Source organism: Pseudomonas sp. PDM16 (assembly GCF_014851865.1).
GTDB lineage: Bacteria > Pseudomonadota > Gammaproteobacteria > Pseudomonadales > Pseudomonadaceae > Aquipseudomonas.
Window position 1 is genome coordinate 362,485 of record NZ_JACVAM010000002.1, and the last position, 18,534, is coordinate 381,018.

14 protein-coding genes are annotated in these 18,534 nt (G+C 62.4%); all 14 read left to right on the forward strand.

The genetic code is table 11. The features are described from left to right. The first annotated feature begins 13 nt into the window (after window positions 1-13). The 14 genes from rseP (at window position 14) to eno (ending at window position 18,504) form a co-directional block, all read left to right on the forward strand. Window positions 14-1,366, forward strand: a complete 1,353-nt coding sequence (gene rseP, locus IB234_RS08185) for an RIP metalloprotease RseP (protein WP_192316371.1) — start codon at window positions 14-16, stop codon at window positions 1,364-1,366. Window positions 1,367-1,440: 74 nt separating this feature from the next. Then, complete coding sequence (bamA, locus tag IB234_RS08190; RefSeq protein ID WP_192316373.1) at window positions 1,441-3,825, forward strand: outer membrane protein assembly factor BamA; 2,385 nt, start codon at window positions 1,441-1,443, stop codon at window positions 3,823-3,825. A 36-nt stretch (window positions 3,826-3,861) separates the two neighbouring features. After that, complete coding sequence (locus IB234_RS08195) at window positions 3,862-4,365, forward strand: OmpH family outer membrane protein (RefSeq protein WP_192316375.1); 504 nt, start codon at window positions 3,862-3,864, stop codon at window positions 4,363-4,365. A 2-nt stretch (window positions 4,366-4,367) separates the two neighbouring features. Further along, window positions 4,368-5,426 (forward strand): UDP-3-O-(3-hydroxymyristoyl)glucosamine N-acyltransferase, encoded by a 1,059-nt coding sequence (gene lpxD, locus IB234_RS08200; RefSeq protein WP_192316378.1) that lies wholly within the window; start codon window positions 4,368-4,370, stop codon window positions 5,424-5,426. A 45-nt stretch (window positions 5,427-5,471) separates the two neighbouring features. Further along, complete coding sequence (fabZ, locus tag IB234_RS08205) at window positions 5,472-5,912, forward strand: 3-hydroxyacyl-ACP dehydratase FabZ (protein ID WP_021701230.1); 441 nt, start codon at window positions 5,472-5,474, stop codon at window positions 5,910-5,912. Further along, entirely contained in the window at window positions 5,909-6,685 is a 777-nt protein-coding gene (gene lpxA, locus IB234_RS08210; RefSeq protein WP_192316380.1) for an acyl-ACP--UDP-N-acetylglucosamine O-acyltransferase, read from the forward strand. Before fabZ ends, lpxA begins: the two co-directional genes overlap by 4 nt. A 1-nt stretch (window position 6,686) precedes the next feature. Then, complete coding sequence (gene lpxB / locus IB234_RS08215) at window positions 6,687-7,820, forward strand: lipid-A-disaccharide synthase (RefSeq protein ID WP_192316382.1); 1,134 nt, start codon at window positions 6,687-6,689, stop codon at window positions 7,818-7,820. Then, on the forward strand, window positions 7,820-8,422 hold the full coding sequence (gene rnhB / locus IB234_RS08220; protein WP_192316384.1) for a ribonuclease HII: 603 nt from the start codon (window positions 7,820-7,822) through the stop codon (window positions 8,420-8,422). Before lpxB ends, rnhB begins: the two co-directional genes overlap by 1 nt. A gap of 90 nt (window positions 8,423-8,512) precedes the next feature. Then, on the forward strand, window positions 8,513-12,046 hold the full coding sequence (dnaE, locus tag IB234_RS08225) for a DNA polymerase III subunit alpha (RefSeq protein WP_192316387.1): 3,534 nt from the start codon (window positions 8,513-8,515) through the stop codon (window positions 12,044-12,046). A gap of 118 nt (window positions 12,047-12,164) precedes the next feature. Then, a complete protein-coding gene (locus tag IB234_RS08230) occupies window positions 12,165-13,115 on the forward strand; it encodes an acetyl-CoA carboxylase carboxyltransferase subunit alpha (protein WP_192316389.1) in 951 nt (316 codons plus the stop codon). Between the two features lie 56 nt (window positions 13,116-13,171). After that, complete coding sequence (gene tilS / locus IB234_RS08235; protein ID WP_192316391.1) at window positions 13,172-14,488, forward strand: tRNA lysidine(34) synthetase TilS; 1,317 nt, start codon at window positions 13,172-13,174, stop codon at window positions 14,486-14,488. Window positions 14,489-14,645: 157 nt separating this feature from the next. Next, the gene (locus IB234_RS08240) at window positions 14,646-16,274 is read left to right on the forward strand and encodes a CTP synthase (RefSeq protein WP_192316394.1); all 1,629 of its coding nucleotides are present in this window, start codon (window positions 14,646-14,648) and stop codon (window positions 16,272-16,274) included. Window positions 16,275-16,283: 9 nt separating this feature from the next. Then, window positions 16,284-17,129, forward strand: coding sequence for a 3-deoxy-8-phosphooctulonate synthase (gene kdsA, locus IB234_RS08245; protein WP_192316396.1), 846 nt, complete (start codon window positions 16,284-16,286; stop codon window positions 17,127-17,129). Window positions 17,130-17,214: 85 nt separating this feature from the next. Then, window positions 17,215-18,504, forward strand: a complete 1,290-nt coding sequence (gene eno, locus IB234_RS08250; protein WP_192316398.1) for a phosphopyruvate hydratase — start codon at window positions 17,215-17,217, stop codon at window positions 18,502-18,504. Window positions 18,505-18,534 lie beyond the last annotated feature (30 nt).

The window sequence follows — 18,534 nt, forward strand, 5'->3', positions numbered from 1 at the left end:
GGAGGAAGATGGAATGAGTGCGCTGTATATGTTCTTCGGCACCTTGGTTGCGCTCGGGGTGTTGGTGACCTTCCACGAGTTCGGTCATTTCTGGGTGGCTCGGCGTTGTGGCGTGAAGGTCTTGCGCTTCTCCGTGGGCTTCGGCACGCCGCTGGTACGTTGGCATGATCGCCAGGGTACCGAGTTCGTGGTGGCGGCCATCCCGTTGGGTGGTTATGTGAAGATGCTCGACGAGCGCGAGGGAGATGTTCCGTTCGAGCAGCTCGACCAGTCGTTCAATCGCAAGTCTGTCCGGCAGCGCATCGCCATCGTGGCGGCTGGCCCGATTGCCAATTTCCTCCTTGCCGCCCTGTTCTTCTGGTTCATTGCCCTGCTGGGTAGCCAGCAAGTTCGCCCGATCATCGGTCAGGTCGAGCCGGATAGCATGGCCTCGGCGGCAGGTCTGCGCGCCGGCGAGGAAATCTTGGCTGTGGATGGCGAGACCACTCCGGGTTGGTCGGCGGTCAATCTACAGCTTGTGAGGCGTCTGGGTGAGAGCGGTATCGTCCAGGTCCAGGTGCGTGAGCCGGACTCATCGCTGGTATCCGAGCGGCAGCTGGTGCTCAGAGATTGGCTGCGTGGCGTCGACGAGCCTGAGCCTCTCACGTCTCTGGGAATTACTCCTTGGCGCCCTCCAGTCGATCCTGTAGTCAACGAGCTCGACCCCGAAGGGCCGGCGCAGAAAGCCGGCGTGCGCTTGGGTGATCGCCTGCTGGCCCTGGATGATCGAAAGCTGGACGAATGGCAGCAGGTGATCGATTGGGTGCGCACCCGTCCGGAAAAGCAGGTGATCCTGCAGCTCCAGCGGGGAGAGCAGACTCTGGAACTACCAATTACTCTGGGCGTTCGTGGCGAAGGCAAGGCCCGTGGCGGCTATCTCGGGGTCGGTGTCAAAGGTGGCGAATGGCCCGCACAGATGTTGCACGAGGTCAGTTTCGGCCCGCTCGACGGAGTTGCGGAGAGCCTTCGGCGTACTTGGGGTATGACGGTTCTAACCCTTGATTCGCTGAAGAAAATGCTGTTCGGCGAGCTCTCGGTAAAAAACTTGAGTGGGCCGATAACCATTGCTAAAGTGGCGGGCGCTTCGGCTCAGTCCGGCGTGGTGGATTTCCTCAATTTCCTCGCCTACCTGAGCATTAGCCTGGGGGTTCTCAATTTGCTCCCCATCCCGGTGCTGGATGGCGGGCATTTGCTGTTTTACCTGGCTGAGTGGGTGCGTGGTCGCCCGCTCTCCGAACGGGTACAGGGTTGGGGCATTCAGATCGGTATCAGTCTGGTGCTGGGGGTGATGTTGCTGGCCCTGGTCAATGATCTGAGTCGTCTGTAACGAATAGCTGAATTCCGAATCTGCCGCGTATCGCGGCAGTTTCTTTATTATCAGTTGGAATAAGAAAGGACTTCATGAAACGTCTGCTGCTACCTGCGCTCCTCGCCGCTCTGATGATCGCCGAAGTTCACGCCGAGTCCTTCACTGTCACAGACATTCGCGTCAACGGCCTGCAGCGGGTGTCCGCTGGTAGCCTGTTTGGTGCTCTGCCACTCAATGTTGGTGACCAGGTCGATGACCGCCGACTGGTAGATGCCACTCGTGCTCTGTTTAAAACTGGTTTCTTCCAGGACATCCAGCTGGGCCGTGAAGGCGATGTGCTGGTGATCAATGTTGTTGAGCGCCCCTCCATTTCTACCATCGAGATCGAGGGCAACAAGGCGATTGCCACCGAAGATCTGATGAAGGGCCTGCAGCAGTCCGGTCTGGCCGAGGGTGAGATCTTCCAGCGTGCAACGCTTGAGGGTGTACGCAACGAGCTGCTCCGTCAGTATGTCGCCCAAGGGCGTTACTCCGCCGAGATCGAGGCGGAGGTGATTCCCCAGCCGCGCAATCGTGTAGCGCTGAAAATCACCATCAATGAAGGCTCGGTCGCCGCTATCCAGCACATCAACGTGGTCGGTAACACGGTATTCCCGGATGAGGATCTGACCTCGCTGTTCGAGCTGAAGACCACCAACTGGTTGTCGTTCTTCAAGAACGATGACAAGTATGCCCGCGAGAAGCTATCAGGTGACCTGGAACGCCTGCGCTCCTACTACCTGGATCGCGGCTACATCAATATGGATATCTCCTCCACCCAGGTATCCATTACCCCGGACAAGAAGCACGTCTATATCACCGTCAATGTCGAGGAAGGTGAGAAGTACAGCGTCAGCGAAGTGAAGCTGTCCGGTGATCTGAAAGTTCCTCAGGAAGAAGTCGAGAAGCTCCTGCTGGTCCAGCAGGGCCAGGTCTTCTCGCGCAAGGTGATGACTACCACTTCCGAGCTGATCACTCGCCGTCTGGGTAACGAGGGCTATACCTTCGCCAACGTCAACGGCGTGCCTCAGCCCAATGATGAAGACAAGACCGTCGCCATCACCTTCGTGGTTGATCCGGGCAAACGTGCTTATGTCAACCGCATCAACTTCCGTGGCAATACCAAGACCGAAGACGAAGTGCTGCGCCGCGAAATGCGCCAGATGGAAGGAGGGTGGGCCTCCACCTACCTGATCGACCAGTCCAAGGTTCGCCTGGAGCGCCTGGGCTTCTTCAAGGAAGTCAACGTCGAGACCCCGCAGGTGCCGGGTACCGATGACCAAGTCGACGTCAACTACACCGTTGAAGAGCAGCCATCCGGCTCCATCACCGCCAGCGTCGGTTTTGCCCAGAACGCAGGTCTGATCCTGGGTGGCTCTATCAGCCAGAACAACTTCTTGGGTACCGGTAACAAGGTGAGCATCGGTCTGACCCGTTCCGAATACCAGACCCGCTACAACTTCGGATTCGTCGATCCCTACTGGACAGTCGACGGCGTCAGCCTGGGTTACAACGCGTTCTATCGCACCACCGATTACGATGATCTCGATGTGGATGTTTCCAGCTACTCCGTGGACAGCATGGGTGCGGGATTGAGCATTGGTTATCCGATCAGCGAAACCTCGCGTCTGACCTACGGCCTGACCATTCAACAGGACAGCATCGATGCTGGCCGCTACACGGTTGATGAGATCATCGACTTCATGGAAGAAGAGGGTGACGACTACCTCAACCTGAAGGCCTCCATCGGTTGGTCCGAGTCGACCCTGAACCGTGGCGTTCTGGCCAACCGAGGTCATTCCCAGAGTCTGGTGCTGGAAAGTACCGTGCCGGGTAGCGACCTCTCGTTCTTCAAACTGGACTACCGCGGCCAGCTGTTCACTCCGATCAGCGAGAATTACACCCTGCGCTTCCATACCGAATTGGGCTTCGGTGATTCCTATGGCTCCACTTCCGAGCTGCCATTTTACGAGCACTACTTCGCCGGTGGTTTCAACTCGGTGCGTGGTTTCGAGGACAGCAGCCTTGGCCCGCGCAGTACGCCGAGCCGGGTATACGATAACGGTAAGCTGATATACGACAAGCCGGACCGTTATGGCCGTTACACCGATCCTGACCAGGATCCGCTGCCGTTCGGTGGCAACGTGCTGGTTCAGGGTGGCGTAGAGCTGCTGTTCCCGCTGCCGTTCGTCAAGGACCAGCGTTCCCTGCGTACCTCTCTGTTCTGGGACGTGGGTAATGTGTACGACACTTCCTGTTCTTCCTCCTCGCCGAGCTGCAACAACATCGATTTCGGCGATCTGGCTAGCTCGGTAGGTGTTGGTGTTACCTGGATCACCGCTCTCGGCCCGCTGAGTTTCAGCCTGGCGGCTCCAATCAAGAAGCCGGAGGACGCGGATACTCAGATATTCCAGTTCTCCCTGGGCCAAACTTTCTAATTTGCTAGACAACATGTCTTGTTGCAGGAGTGCATCGTGCGTAAGTTGACTCAACTGGTTCTGGTGGCCGCGGCCCTGATGGCCACCCCGGCCTTCGCCGAGATGAAGATCGCGGTGATGAACTATCAAATGGCCCTGCTCGAGTCCGATGCCGCCAAGAAATACGCCGTGGATGCCGAGAAGAAGTTCGGTCCGCAGCTGAACAAGCTCAAGCAGCTGGAAGCCGATGCCAAGCGCATTCAGGATCGTCTGGTCAAGGATGGTGAGAAGATGCAGCAGGCTGAGCGCGAGCGCCTCGAGCTGGAATTCAAGCAGAAGGCCCGTGACTTCCAGTTCCAGTCCAAGGAACTGAACGATGCCAAGGCAATTTCCGACCGCGACATGCTCAAGCAGCTCAAGCCGAAGCTGGACAAGGCCGTCGAGGAAGTGATCAAGCAGGGCAACTATGACCTGGTACTGGAGCGTGGCGCCGTGGTCGACGTCAAGCCGCAGTACGAGATCACTCGTCAGGTCATCCAGCGCATGAACACCCTGCGCTGAAGATGAGCGCACCGGTCTTCACCCTCGGTCAGCTTGCCGAGCGTCTCGGCGCCACCTTGCGTGGTGCCGCAGACAAACCGATACGTGGCCTGGCGACCCTGCAGGACGCCGGCCCGGATCAACTGAGCTTCCTGTCCAACGCGCAGTACCGCAAGTTCCTGGCCGACACCAAGGCCGGCGTCGTGCTGCTGACCGCTGCCGATGCAGAGGGGTATGCCGGCGATGTGCTGCTGGTGGCCAACCCCTATCTGGCCTTTGCCCAGCTCTCTCACCTGTTCGACACCAAACCTGCCGCCCCCGCTGGTGTGCATCCGACCGCCGTTGTGGCGGCCGACGCCCAGGTCGACCCGAGCGCCAGTATCGCCGCCTATGCGGTGATCGAGAGCGGCGCACGGATCGGCAATGGCGTGACTATCGGTGCTCATTGCGTGGTGGGTGCGCGTAGTGAGATCGGTGAAGGTGGCTGGCTGGCACCACGCGTGACCCTCTATCACGATGTGAAGATCGGCAAGCGCGTGGTTATTCAGTCCGGCGCGGTGCTCGGCGGCGAGGGCTTCGGTTTCGCCAACGAGAAAGGTGTCTGGCAGAAGATCGCGCAGATCGGCGGCGTGGTGCTGGGTGACGATGTCGAGGTTGGTGCTAACACCACGATCGATCGCGGCGCCCTGGCCGATACGGTGATCGGCAACGGCGTGAAGCTGGACAATCAGATCATGATCGCGCACAACGTGCAGATCGGCGATCACACCGCCATGGCTGGCTGTGCCGGCATTTCCGGCAGCACCAAGATCGGCAAGCACTGCATGATCGCTGGTGGCGTAGGCATGGTTGGGCACATCGAGGTGTGCGACAACGTGTTCGTCACTGGCATGACCATGGTTACTCGCTCGATTACCGAGCCGGGCGCCTATTCTTCTGGTACCGCGATGCAGACTGCGTCCGATTGGAAGAAGAGTGCGGCTCGTATCCGTCAACTGGACGACATGGCGAAGCGCCTGCGCGAGCTGGAAAAGCGCCTAGCCGCCGTGACCCCGGACGATCAGGCCTCATCAGATGCCTGATCGTGCCTGAGGCACGCCCCCATTTTTAGTAAAGGCTTTCTGCAAATGATGGACATCAACGAGATTCGCGAATATCTGCCGCACCGCTATCCCTTCCTGCTGGTGGATCGGGTTGCCGAGCTGGATATCGAAGGCAAGACCATTCGCGCCTACAAGAATGTCAGCATCAACGAGCCTTTCTTCAACGGCCACTTCCCCGAGCACCCGATCATGCCGGGCGTGCTGATCATCGAAGCCATGGCCCAGGCCGCAGGTATCCTCGGCTTCAAGATGCTCGATGTGAAGCCGGCCGATGGCACCCTCTATTACTTCGTGGGCTCCGACAAGCTACGCTTCCGCCAACCGGTGTTGCCGGGTGACCAATTGGTGCTCGAGGCCAGGTTCCTCAGCGTCAAGCGCAGTATCTGGAAGTTCGAGTGCCGTGCAAGTGTCGATGGCAAGGAAGTCTGTTCGGCCGAAATCATCTGTGCGGAACGCAAGCTATGAGTTTGATCGACCCTCGCGCCATCATCGATCCGTCGGCTAAGCTGGCGGATGACGTTCAGGTCGGCCCCTGGTCGATCATTGGACCCGATGTGGAAATTGGCGAGGGTACGGTGGTCGGCCCGCATGTGATCCTCAAGGGCCCGACCGTCATCGGCAAGCACAACAAGATCTACCAGTTCTCTTCGGTCGGTGAAGACACCCCGGACCTGAAGTACAACGGCGAGCCTACCCGGCTGGTGATCGGCGATCACAATGTGATTCGCGAAGGCGTGACCATTCACCGTGGCACCGTGCAGGACAGGTCCGAGACCACCATCGGAGACCACAACCTGTTGATGGCCTATGTCCACGTTGGCCACGACAGCGTGATCGGCAACCACTGCATCCTGGTCAATAACACCGCGCTGGCTGGCCATGTGCATATGGACGACTGGGCAATTCTCTCCGGCTTCACCCTGGTCCATCAATTTTGCCGTATTGGCGCCCACAGCTTCTCCGGCATGGGTACCGCCATCGGCAAGGACGTGCCTGCCTATGTCACCGTGTTCGGCAACCCGGCCGAGGCGCGCAGCATGAACTTTGAAGGCATGCGCCGCCGTGGCTTCAGTGCCGAAGCCATCGCCGCTCTGCGTCGTGGCTACAAGGTGGTCTATCGCCAAGGACTGACCGTTGAGCAGGCGCTGGCCGAGCTGGCAGAGTCCGCCGAGCAGTTCCCGGAAGTGGCGGTGTTCCGCGACTCCGTCCAGGCTTCGACCCGCGGCATCACTCGCTGACATGAGTCGCCCCCTTCTCGTTGCGCTGGTGGCTGGTGAGGCTTCCGGCGATATCCTCGGCGCCGGTTTGATGCAGGCGCTCAAGCAGCAACACCCCCAGATCGAGTTCATCGGCGTCGGCGGTCCGCGCATGGAGGCCGAGGGGCTGGTTTCCGCCTTCCCCATGGAACGTCTGGCTGTGATGGGCCTGGTCGAGGTGCTTGGCCGTCTGCGCGAGCTGCTGGGCCGCCGCAAGCGCCTGATCAAGGACCTGATCGCGGCCAAGCCGGACGTGTTCATCGGTATTGATGCCCCGGACTTCAACCTGACCCTCGAGCTCAAGCTGCGCCAGGCCGGGATCAAGACCGTGCACTACGTCAGCCCGTCTGTCTGGGCCTGGCGACAGAAGCGCGTGCTGAAGATTCGCGAAGCCTGTGACCTGATGCTGACCCTGTTCCCCTTCGAGGCGCGCTTCTACTTGGATCACCAGGTGCCGGTGCGTTTCGTCGGCCATCCGCTGGCCAATACCATTCCGCTGCAGGCTGACCGCGAGGGAGCTCGTGAGACGCTGGGTTTGAGCGATGACGAGACCGTGGTTGCGTTGCTACCGGGCAGTCGTGGCGGTGAAGTAGGGCGCCTAGGCGAGCTGTTCCTCGATGCCGCTGAGCGCCTGCGCGCGTTGCGTCCGGGTGTGCGTTTCGTGCTGCCTTGTGCCAATGCCGAGCGCCGCGCCCAGCTGGAAGCGATGCTCGCCGGCCGCAACCTACCGCTGCTGTTGCTCGATGGCCGTTCCCACGAAGCCCTGGCCGCCTGTGACGCCGTGCTGATCGCCTCCGGTACCGCCACCCTGGAAGCCCTGCTGCACAAGCGGCCGATGGTAGTGGCCTACAAGGTGGCGCCGCTGACCTATCGCATCCTCAAGCGCCTGGTGAAGAGCCCCTACATCTCGCTGCCCAACCTGCTGGCCGAGCGCATGCTGGTGCCGGAGCTGATCCAGGATGCCGCAACGCCAGACGCACTGGCCCAGACCCTGGCTCCACTGCTGGACGACGGCGCGGTGCAGACTCTGGGCTTCGATGTGATTCACCGTGCACTGCGCCAGGACGCCTCGCAACAGGCTGCCGACGCCGTGCTCAAGCTGGTGGGGCGTACCTGATGCAGCTCGGTCTGGATTTCGCTCTGGTCGAGGAGTTGGTGGCTGGTGTCGACGAAGTCGGTCGCGGCCCGCTCTGTGGTCCGGTGGTCACCGCTGCGGTTATCCTCGATCCGGCCCGGCCCATCGCCGGGCTGAACGACTCGAAGAAGCTCAGCGAAGCGCGCCGCGAGAAACTCTTCGACGAGATCCGCGAAAAGGCCCTGGCCTGGTGCATCGCCCGCGCCGAGGTGGAGGAGATCGACCAGCTCAACATCCTGCATGCCACCATGCTGGCCATGCAGCGCGCAGTGGAGGGCTTGAGCGTTACCCCGAAGCTGGCGCTGATCGATGGCAACCGCTGCCCGAAACTGGCGGTGCCCAGCGCGCCGGTGGTGGGTGGTGATGCCCAGGTGCCGGCCATCGCGGCGGCATCGATCCTGGCCAAGGTCAGTCGTGATCGCGAGATGGCCGCGCTGGATGCGCTCTATCCGGGCTACGGCATCGCCGGGCACAAGGGCTATCCGACCCCCGTCCATCTGGAAGCCCTCAAGCGCCTGGGTGCCACGCCGATTCATCGGCGCTCGTTTGCCCCGGTGCGCAATGTGCTGGAAGGGATCGAATAAGCGCCGCACGGCTGGTTCGCAAGCTGTTGTTTAAGTCGAGGCCCGGTACAATCCGGGCCTTATCGTTTCTGTGTCACCAACGGGATTGTCATGACCGCTACCTTCGTCCATCTGCGCCTGCACACCGAGTTTTCCCTGGTCGACGGGCTGGTACGGGTCAAGCCGCTGGTCAAGGCCGTGGCCGGGGCAGGCATGCCGGCGGTGGCCGTCACCGACATGAGCAACATGTGCTCGCTGGTGAAGTTCTACAAGACCGCCATGGGCGCCGGCATCAAGCCGATCTGCGGCGCCGATATCTGGCTGGCCAGCCCGGACGAGGATGGGCCGCTGTCGCGTCTGACCCTGCTGGCGATGAACGCCCAGGGCTATCGCAACCTCACCGAACTGATCTCCCGCGGCTGGGCCGAGGGGCAGGACAATGGCCTGGTGATCATCCAGCGCGACTGGGTCAAGGAGGCAGCCGAAGGCGTGATTGCCCTGTCCGGCGCGCGTGAGGGCGAAGTGGGCATGGCCCTGCTGGCCGGCGAGCCGGGGCGCGCCGAGGCATTGCTCGATGAATGGCTGGCGGTATTCCCGGAGCACTTCTACCTGGAGGTGCAGCGCACCAATCGGGTCAACGACGAGGAGCATCTGCATGCCGCGGTAGCGCTGGCCACGCGCACCGGCGTGCCGCTGGTGGCGACCAACGACGTGCGCTTCCTCAAGCCGGGCGACTTCGAGGCCCACGAGACCCGCGTGTGCATCGGCGAGGGCCGCACCCTGGATGACCCGCGCCGCCCGCGCAACTACTCCGAGGAGCAGTACCTCAAGTCGCCGGAGGAGATGGCGGAGCTGTTCGCCGACCTGCCCGAGGCGCTGGAAAACACGGTGGAGATCGCCAAGCGCTGCAACATCGACGTGCAGCTGGGCAAATACTTCCTGCCGGACTTCCCCACGCCCAACGGTATGGGCATCGACGACTACCTGCGCCACGCCTCCTTCGAGGGCCTGGAGGAGCGTCTGGCCGTGCTGTGGCCGAAAGACACCACGCCCAACTACGAGGAGAAGCGCCAGGTCTACGTCGATCGCCTGAACTTCGAGCTCGACATCATCATCCAGATGGGCTTCCCCGGTTACTTCCTCATCGTGATGGACTTCATCAAGTGGGCGAAGAACAACGGCGTGCCGGTCGGTCCGGGCCGGGGTTCGGGCGCCGGCTCGCTGGTGGCCTACGTGCTGAAGATCACCGACCTCGACCCGCTGGCCTACGACCTGCTGTTCGAGCGCTTCCTCAACCCCGAACGTATTTCCATGCCCGACTTCGACGTCGACTTCTGCATGGACGGTCGCGACCGGGTGATCGACTACGTGGCCGAGAAGTACGGCCGTAACGCGGTGAGCCAGATCATCACCTTCGGCTCCATGGCGGCCAAGGCGGTGGTGCGCGACGTGGCGCGGGTGCAGGGCAAGTCCTATGGCCTGGCCGACCGCCTGTCGAAGATGATCCCCTTCGAGGTCGGCATGACCCTGGAGGCGGCCTACGAGCAGGAAGAGGTTCTGCGCGACTTCCTCAAGGCCGACGAGGAAGCCCAGGAAATCTGGGACATGGCCCTCAAGCTCGAGGGTGTGGTGCGCGGCACCGGCAAGCACGCCGGTGGTGTGGTGATTGCGCCGACCAAGCTCACCGACTTCGCGCCGACTTCCTGCGATGAAGAGGGCGGCGGCCTGGTCACCCAGTTTGACAAGGACGACGTGGAGGCGGCCGGCCTGGTGAAGTTCGACTTCCTCGGCCTGCGTACCCTGACCATCATCAAGTGGGCGATGGAGACCATCCATCGCATCCAGAAGCGCGAGGGCGCGTCGGATGAAGAGCTGATCAACATCGACTTCATCCCGCTGGACGACAAGCCGACCTACGCGATGCTGCAGAAGGCCGAGACCACGGCCGTGTTCCAGCTCGAATCACGCGGCATGAAGGAGCTGATCAAGAAGCTCAAGCCCGACTGCCTGGAAGACATGATCGCACTGGTGGCGCTGTTCCGCCCCGGCCCGCTGCAGTCGGGCATGGTGGACGACTTCATCAACCGCAAGCACGGCCGTGAGCAGCTCTCCTACCCGCACCCGGACTACCAGTACGCCGGCCTGGAGCCCGTGCTCAAGCCCACCTACGGCATCATCCTGTACCAGGAACAGGTGATGCAGATCGCCCAGGTGATGGCGGGCTACACCCTCGGCGGTGCGGACATGCTGCGCCGCGCCATGGGCAAGAAGAAGCCCGAGGAGATGGCCAAGCAACGCGGCGGCTTCATCGAGGGCTGCGCGGGCAACGGCATCGATGCCAACCTGGCGGGCAACATCTTCGACCTGGTGGAAAAGTTCGCCGGCTACGGCTTCAACAAATCCCACTCGGCCGCCTACGGCCTGGTCTCCTACCAGACCGCCTGGCTCAAGGCGCACTACCCGGCGCCCTTCATGGCGGCGGTGCTGTCGGCGGATATGCACAACACCGACAAGGTGGTGATCCTCATCGAGGAGTGCCGCAGCATGAAGCTGCGTCTCGATGCTCCGGACGTGAATACCTCGGAGTTCAAGTTCACCGTCAATGACGATGGACGCATTGTCTACGGCCTGGGTGCGGTCAAGGGCGTCGGTGAGGGGCCGGTCGAGGCCATCGTCGAGTGCCGCGCCGAAGGCGGTCCGTTCAAGGACCTGTTCGATTTCTGCAACCGCGTCGACCTCAAGCGCATCAACAAACGCACGCTGGAGGCGCTGGTGCGCTCCGGCGCACTGGATCGCCTCGGTCCCTACTACCAGGACGAACTCAAGGCCTATCAGGCCAGCGTCGACCTCAACCGTGCCGTGCTGCTGGCGGCCATGGAAGAGGCGGTACAGGCTGCCGAGCAGACTGCACGCAGCCATGATAGCGGTCATATGGATCTGTTCGGCGGCGTGTTCGCCGAGCCGGAGGCTGACCTCTACATCAATCACCGCAATGCCCGCGAGCTGTCGATCAAGGAACGCCTGAAGGGCGAGAAGGACACCCTCGGCCTGTACCTCACCGGCCACCCGATCGACGAGTACGAGGGCGAGGTGCGCCGCTTCGCCCGCCAGCGCATCGTCGAGCTGCGTGCCGCCCGCGACACCCAGACCATCGCCGGTCTGATCGTGGCGCTGCGGGTGATGAAGAACAAGAAGGGCGACAAGATGGGCTTCATCACCCTGGATGACCGTTCCGGGCGGATCGAGGCCTCGTTGTTCGCCGATGCCTTCGCCAGCGCCCAGGCGCTGCTGCAAACCGACGCCCTGGTGGTGGTCGAGGGTGAGGTGAGCAACGACGAGTTCTCCGGCGGCCTGCGCCTGCGCGCCAAGCGGGTGATGAGCCTGGAGGAGGCGCGTACCGGCCTGGCCGAGAGCCTGCGTATCCGCGCACCGCGTGAGGCGCTGCAGGGTGATCGTCTGCGCTGGCTGGGCGAGTTGTTCGGCAAGCACAAGGGGGCCTGCCCACTGACCCTCGACTACAGTGGCAGTGAGGCCAAGGCGGTACTGCAGTTCGGCGAGCGCTGGTGCATAGACCCCGCGGACAACCTGATCCAGGCCCTGCGTGACCAGTTCGGCAAAGACAACGTCTTCCTCCAATACCGCTGAGGGGCAGGCCGCAGGTCTGCCTCCTCGGCCTCGACCCTGGGCGTCTTATCCCTTAAGGTAAGACGCCAGATGGAATCAGCCGCCCGGCCTTTCGGCCGCCGACGCAAGACGGACGCCTATGAACCCGAATTTCCTCGACTTCGAACAGCCGATCGCCGACCTGCAAGCCAAGATCGAAGAGCTGCGCCTGGTCGGTAATGACAATGCGCTGAACATTAGCGACGAGATCGCCCGCCTGCAGGACAAGAGCAGCGACCTGACCAAGAGCATTTTCGGCAATCTCAGCAGTTGGCAGATTTCCCAGCTGTCGCGCCACCCGCGCCGCCCCTACACCCTCGACTACATCGAACACATCTTCACCGAGTTCGACGAACTGCACGGCGACCGCCACTTCTCTGATGACGCCGCTATCGTCGGCGGCACCGCCCGCCTGGATGACCAGCCGGTGATGATCATCGGCCACCAGAAAGGCCGCGAAGTCCGCGAGAAGGTGCGCCGCAACTTCGGTATGCCGCGCCCCGAGGGCTATCGCAAGGCCTGCCGTCTGATGGAAATGGCTGAGCGCTTCAAGCTGCCGATCCTGACCTTTATCGACACGCCGGGTGCCTATCCAGGCATCGACGCCGAAGAGCGTAATCAGAGCGAGGCCATCGCCTGGAACCTGCGCGTGATGGCGCGCCTGAAGACCCCGATCATCGCCACCGTGATCGGTGAGGGCGGCTCCGGCGGCGCGCTGGCCATCGGCGTGTGCGACCAACTGAACATGCTGCAGTACTCCACCTACTCGGTGATTTCGCCGGAAGGCTGCGCCTCGATCCTGTGGAAAACCGCCGAGAAGGCTCCGGATGCGGCCGAGGCCATGGGCATCACCGCCGAGCGCCTGAAGGGCTTGGGCATCGTCGACAAGGTCATCGCCGAGCCGCTGGGCGGTGCGCACCGCGAGCCGGCGACTGCTGCCCAGTCGATTCGTGCCGAGCTGCTCGAGCAACTCGACATGCTGCGCAAGCTGGACGATGCCAAGCTGCTGGAGCGCCGCTACGAGCGTCTGATGAGTTACGGTATCGCCTGATTGGCTTCATGCATCCACAACGGGCCTTCGGGCCCGTTGTTGTTTAAGCTGGCGACATGACTGCGCTCGAAACCTCGTTGCTCGACTCCCTGTCGCCCTGGCGTGGCGCTCCCGCCTGGTACATCGCCTTGTCCGGCGGGCTGGATTCGACCGTTCTGCTGCACCTGCTGGTGCGGCTGCGCGAGCAGCAGGCGCTGCCGCAGCTGTTCGCCATTCATGTCCATCATGGCCTGCAGGCCGCCGCCGATGCCTGGCCGGCACACTGCCAATCCTTCTGCGACCAGTTGGGCGTGCCGCTGCATATCGAGCGGGTGCAGGTGGACAGTGGTGCCAGTCTCGAGCGCGCCGCACGGGATGCGCGCTATAGAGCGTTCGAGCGCAGGTTGGAGGAGGGGGCGCTGTTGTTGACCGCCCAGCATCGTGATGATCAGGCTGAAACTCTGCTGTTCCGTCTGCTGCGTGGCGCTGGTGTGCGTGGTCTGGCGGGCATGCCACCGAGTCGGCCATTCGGCCCTGGCTGGCTGGTGCGTCCATTGCTGCAGGCCTCGCGCGGCGAGTTGGAGGCCTACGCCCGGCAGCACGACCTGAGTTGGGTGGAAGATCCCTCCAATGCCGACACCGGACTGGCGCGTAACTTTCTGCGCCGTGACGTGCTGCCGCTTCTGGCTCGGCATTGGCCGCGGGCAGGGGCGAGCCTGGCGAGGGCCGCCGCGTACATGCGCGAGGCCGAACAGCTGCTCGGTGAGTTGGCCGAGGCGGATCTTGCTGCTGCACGAGTCGAGCATGCCCATGCCTGGCTGGGGCTGCCTTCCCTGGCGCTGACACCGCTACGAGGCCTCTCGGCCGCGCGCCAGCGCAACTTGTTGCGTCACTGGCTGGCGCCGCTGACACGAATGCCGGACAGCGAACATTGGGCCGGCTGGGACAGCCTGCGCGACGCGGCGGTCGATACCGCTCCGCTCTGGCGTCTTGAGGGCGGGGAGCTGCGGCGCGCCGATGATCGGTTGTGGTGGTTGTCCGGCGATTGGTTGCAGGCGCCGCCAGAGCCCGCTGCCTGGGGTGATCCGCAGCAGCCATGCAGCTTGGCTGGCAATGGTCGGGTACTCATGCAGGGATTTGCTCCGAATGGCCATCTGCAGCTGCGTTATCGCCGCGGCGGCGAAGTCATGGCGCTGGCCGGACGTGGGCATCGCGATCTCAAGCGTCTGCTCAACGAGCGTGCTGTGCCGGCCTTCGTGCGCGGTCGTCTGCCATTGCTCTATCGGGGCGATGAGCTGATCGCGGTGGCCAATCTGCCCGGTCTCGATGGCCCTCCGTCGGCTGAGTGGCGTTTCTGCTGGCAGCCTCCGACCAACGCACAAGGTTTGAGCTGAAAGGGCCTTTCCGGTAGACTACGCTCCCGTCTTATTGCTGCTTCTGTGGGCTCGACTCGAACCCGCAGGGCATTGCTTATTTCAGGTCGGCATTGGCCGTCCTGCGCTTTCTTCCCGGCGGCGCTGACCGCTTGAACACAGACTTCTAGGATTTTTCATGACGCGCTACATCTTCGTCACGGGTGGTGTTGTTTCTTCATTGGGGAAAGGCATCGCCTCGGCTTCTTTGGCAGCCATCCTGGAGGCGCGAGGCCTGAAGGTCACCATGCTCAAGCTGGATCCCTACATCAACGTCGATCCGGGTACCATGAGCCCGTTCCAGCACGGTGAAGTGTTCGTCACCAAGGACGGCGCCGAGACCGACCTCGACCTGGGTCACTACGAGCGGTTCATCCGCACCACCATGACCCAGGACAACAACTTCACCACCGGCCGTGTCTACGAGCACGTGCTGCGCAAGGAGCGCCGTGGTGACTACCTGGGTGCCACCATCCAGGTGATCCCGCATATCACCGACGAGATCAAGCGCCGCATCATCAAGGGCGCCGGCGATGCCGACGTGGCCATGGTCGAGATCGGTGGCACCGTGGGTGACATCGAGTCGCAACCGTTCCTCGAGGCCGCTCGCCAGCTGCGCGTGGAAGTGGGCGCCAAGCGCGCCATGTTCATGCACCTGACCCTGGTGCCGTACATCGCCACCGCCGGCGAGACCAAGACCAAGCCGACCCAGCACTCGGTCAAGGAGCTGCGCTCCATCGGCGTGCAGCCGGACGTGCTGGTATGCCGCTCCGATCACGAGATCGACCTGTCCTCGCGTCGCAAGATCGCCCTGTTCACCAACGTGGAAGAGCGCGCGGTCATCGCCCTGGAAGACGTCGATACCATCTACAAGATTCCGTCGGTACTGCACGCCCAGGGCCTGGATGACATCGTCGTCGAGCGCTTCGGCCTGCAATGCGGCCCGGCCGACCTCTCCGAGTGGGACCGCGTGGTGGATGCCAAGCTGAACCCGGAGAAGGAAGTCACCATCGCCATGGTCGGTAAGTACATGGAGCTGCTGGATGCGTACAAGTCGCTGATCGAGGCGATGAATCACGCTGGCATCGAGAATCGTACCAAGGTCAAGCTGCGCTATATCGACTCCGAGGAGATCGAGAACGAAGGCACCGCCAAGCTCGAAGGCGTCGACGCTATCCTGGTTCCAGGTGGCTTCGGTCTGCGTGGCGTGGAAGGCAAGATCAAGACCGTGCAGTACGCCCGCGAGAACAAGATCCCTTACTTGGGCATCTGCCTCGGCATGCAGGTGGCGGTGATCGAGTACGCCCGTAACGTGCTGGGCTGGACCGACGCCAACTCCACCGAATTCGACCAGAACAGCGGCCACCCGGTCGTTGGCCTAATCACCGAGTGGCAAGACGCCACCGGCGCCACTGAGATTCGTACCGATGCCTCCGACCTGGGCGGCACCATGCGCTTGGGCGCGCAGGACTGCCAACTGATCGCCGGCTCCAATGTGCGCGAGTGCTATGGCAAGGATGTGATCGTCGAGCGCCATCGCCACCGTTACGAGGTCAACAACAACCTGCTGCCGCAGCTGGAGCAGGCCGGCCTCAAGGTCAGCGGCCGCTCCGCCGACGGCGCGTTGGTCGAAGTGGTCGAGGCACCGGATCACCCGTGGTTCGTCGCCTGCCAGTTCCACCCGGAATTCACCTCTACCCCACGCGACGGCCACCCGCTGTTCAGCGGCTTCGTCAAGGCTGCGTTGAAACAGGCCGGCAAGGCGTAAGGAACGAACATGGCGCAGAAGATCATCAAAGTCGGCGGTATCGAGATCGCCAACGACAAGCCGTTCGTCCTGTTCGGCGGCATCAACGTGCTGGAGTCGCGCGATCTGGCCATGCAGGCCTGCGAAGAGTACGTTCGGGTTACCGAGAAGCTCGGCATTCCCTACGTGTTCAAGGCCAGCTTCGACAAGGCCAACCGCTCGTCCATCACCTCCTTCCGTGGCCCTGGCCTGGAAGAGGGCATGAAGATCTTCGAGGAAGTGAAGAAGACCTTCGGCGTACCGGTGATCACCGACGTGCATGAACCGCACCAGGCTGCTCCGGTGGCTGAGGTGTGCGACATCATTCAGTTGCCGGCTTTCCTCTCGCGGCAGACCGACCTGGTAGTGGCGATGGCCAAGACCGGCGCGGTGATCAACATCAAGAAGGCCCAGTTCCTCGCCCCGCAGGAGATGAAACACATCCTGCGCAAGTGCGAGGAGGCCGGTAACGATCAGCTGATTCTCTGCGAGCGTGGTTCCTCCTTCGGTTACAACAACCTGGTGGTGGACATGCTTGGCTTCGGCATCATGAAGTCGTTCGAATACCCGGTGTTCTTCGACGTGACCCATGCCCTGCAGATGCCGGGTGGTCGTGCCGACTCTGCTGGCGGCCGTCGTGCCCAAGTCACTGACCTGGCCAAGGCCGGCATGAGCCAGGGCCTGGCTGGTCTGTTCCTCGAGGCCCACCCGGAGCCGGAGCAGGCCAAGTGTGATGGTCCGTGCGCCCTGCGTCTGAACAAGCTGGAGCCGTTCCTCACCCAGCTCAAGCAGATGGATGATCTGGTGAAGAGTTTCCCGCCGATTGAGACTGCCTGATCAGGTAATTCTCCGGTAAAGTGCGCGCCCGTTGGCCGTGACCGGCAGGCAATCTCTCTCGTAAACATTTGGAGTGTTATACGCGATGGCTAAAATCGTCGATATCAAGGGTCGCGAGGTTCTCGACTCCCGTGGCAACCCCACCGTTGAAGCCGATGTGATCCTCGAAGGCGGCATTGTCGGTAGCGCCTGTGCACCGTCCGGCGCGTCCACTGGCTCGCGCGAAGCGCTGGAGCTGCGTGATGGCGACAAGAGCCGTTACCTCGGCAAGGGTGTGCTCAAGGCCGTGGCCAACATCAACGGTCCGATCCGCGATCTGCTGCTGGGCAAAGACGCCCGTGAGCAGAAGGCCCTCGACCTGGCCATGATCGACCTCGACGGCACCGAGAACAAAGGCAAGCTGGGCGCCAACGCCATCCTCGCCGTGTCCCTGGCCGCCGCCAAGGCTGCTGCTCAGGCCAAGAGCGTGCCGCTGTACGCGCACATCGCCGATCTGAACGGCACCCCGGGCGTCTACTCCATGCCGGTGCCGATGATGAACATCATCAACGGCGGCGAGCACGCCGATAACAACGTCGACATCCAGGAGTTCATGGTTCAGCCGGTTGGCGCCAAGAACTTCGCCGACGCCCTGCGCATGGGCGCCGAGATCTTCCACCACCTGAAAGTCGTGCTGAAGGCCCGTGGCCTGAACACCGCCGTGGGTGACGAAGGTGGCTTCGCGCCGAACCTGGCTTCCAACGAAGACGCCCTGGCTGCTATCGCCGAGGCCGTGGCCAACGCCGGCTACAAGCTGGGTGACGACATCACCCTGGCCCTGGACTGCGCTTCCTCCGAGTTCTTCAAGGACGGCCAGTACGACCTCGAAGGCGAGGGCAAGGTATTCAGCGCCGAAGGCTTCGCCGACTACCTGGCCAGCCTGACCCAGCGCTACCCGATCATCTCCATCGAAGACGGCATGGACGAGTCCGACTGGGCTGGCTGGAAAGTCCTGACCGACAAGATCGGCGACAAGGTGCAGCTGGTTGGCGACGACCTGTTCGTGACCAACACCAAGATCCTCAAACGCGGCATCGACGAGAAGATCGGCAACTCGATCCTGATCAAGTTCAATCAGATCGGCTCGCTGACCGAGACCCTGGAAGCCATCCAGATGGCCAAGGCCGCCGGCTTCACTGCCGTGATCTCGCACCGCTCCGGTGAGACTGAGGACAGCACCATCGCCGACCTGGCCGTAGGCACCGCCGCTGGCCAGATCAAGACCGGCTCCCTGTGCCGTTCCGATCGCGTGTCCAAGTACAACCAACTGCTGCGCATCGAAGAGCAGCTCGGCGGAAAGGCTCCGTACAAGGGCCGCGCCGAGTTCCGCGGCTAAGCCGGGAATGGTAAAAGGGCAGCGCAAGCT

Excerpts from the sequence above, each read along its gene's own strand:
- rseP (WP_192316371.1), top strand. The coding sequence starts at position 14 with ATGAGTGCGCTGTATATGTTCTTCGGCACCTTGGTTGCGCTCGGGGTG.
- bamA (WP_192316373.1), top strand. The coding sequence starts at position 1,441 with ATGAAACGTCTGCTGCTACCTGCGCTCCTCGCCGCTCTGATGATCGCC.
- lpxD (WP_192316378.1), top strand. The coding sequence starts at position 4,368 with ATGAGCGCACCGGTCTTCACCCTCGGTCAGCTTGCCGAGCGTCTCGGC.
- fabZ (WP_021701230.1), top strand. The coding sequence starts at position 5,472 with ATGATGGACATCAACGAGATTCGCGAATATCTGCCGCACCGCTATCCC.
- lpxA (WP_192316380.1), top strand. The coding sequence starts at position 5,909 with ATGAGTTTGATCGACCCTCGCGCCATCATCGATCCGTCGGCTAAGCTG.
- lpxB (WP_192316382.1), top strand. The coding sequence starts at position 6,687 with ATGAGTCGCCCCCTTCTCGTTGCGCTGGTGGCTGGTGAGGCTTCCGGC.
- rnhB (WP_192316384.1), top strand. The coding sequence starts at position 7,820 with ATGCAGCTCGGTCTGGATTTCGCTCTGGTCGAGGAGTTGGTGGCTGGT.
- dnaE (WP_192316387.1), top strand. The coding sequence starts at position 8,513 with ATGACCGCTACCTTCGTCCATCTGCGCCTGCACACCGAGTTTTCCCTG.
- IB234_RS08230 (WP_192316389.1), top strand. The coding sequence starts at position 12,165 with ATGAACCCGAATTTCCTCGACTTCGAACAGCCGATCGCCGACCTGCAA.
- tilS (WP_192316391.1), top strand. The coding sequence starts at position 13,172 with ATGACTGCGCTCGAAACCTCGTTGCTCGACTCCCTGTCGCCCTGGCGT.
- IB234_RS08240 (WP_192316394.1), top strand. The coding sequence starts at position 14,646 with ATGACGCGCTACATCTTCGTCACGGGTGGTGTTGTTTCTTCATTGGGG.
- kdsA (WP_192316396.1), top strand. The coding sequence starts at position 16,284 with ATGGCGCAGAAGATCATCAAAGTCGGCGGTATCGAGATCGCCAACGAC.
- eno (WP_192316398.1), top strand. The coding sequence starts at position 17,215 with ATGGCTAAAATCGTCGATATCAAGGGTCGCGAGGTTCTCGACTCCCGT.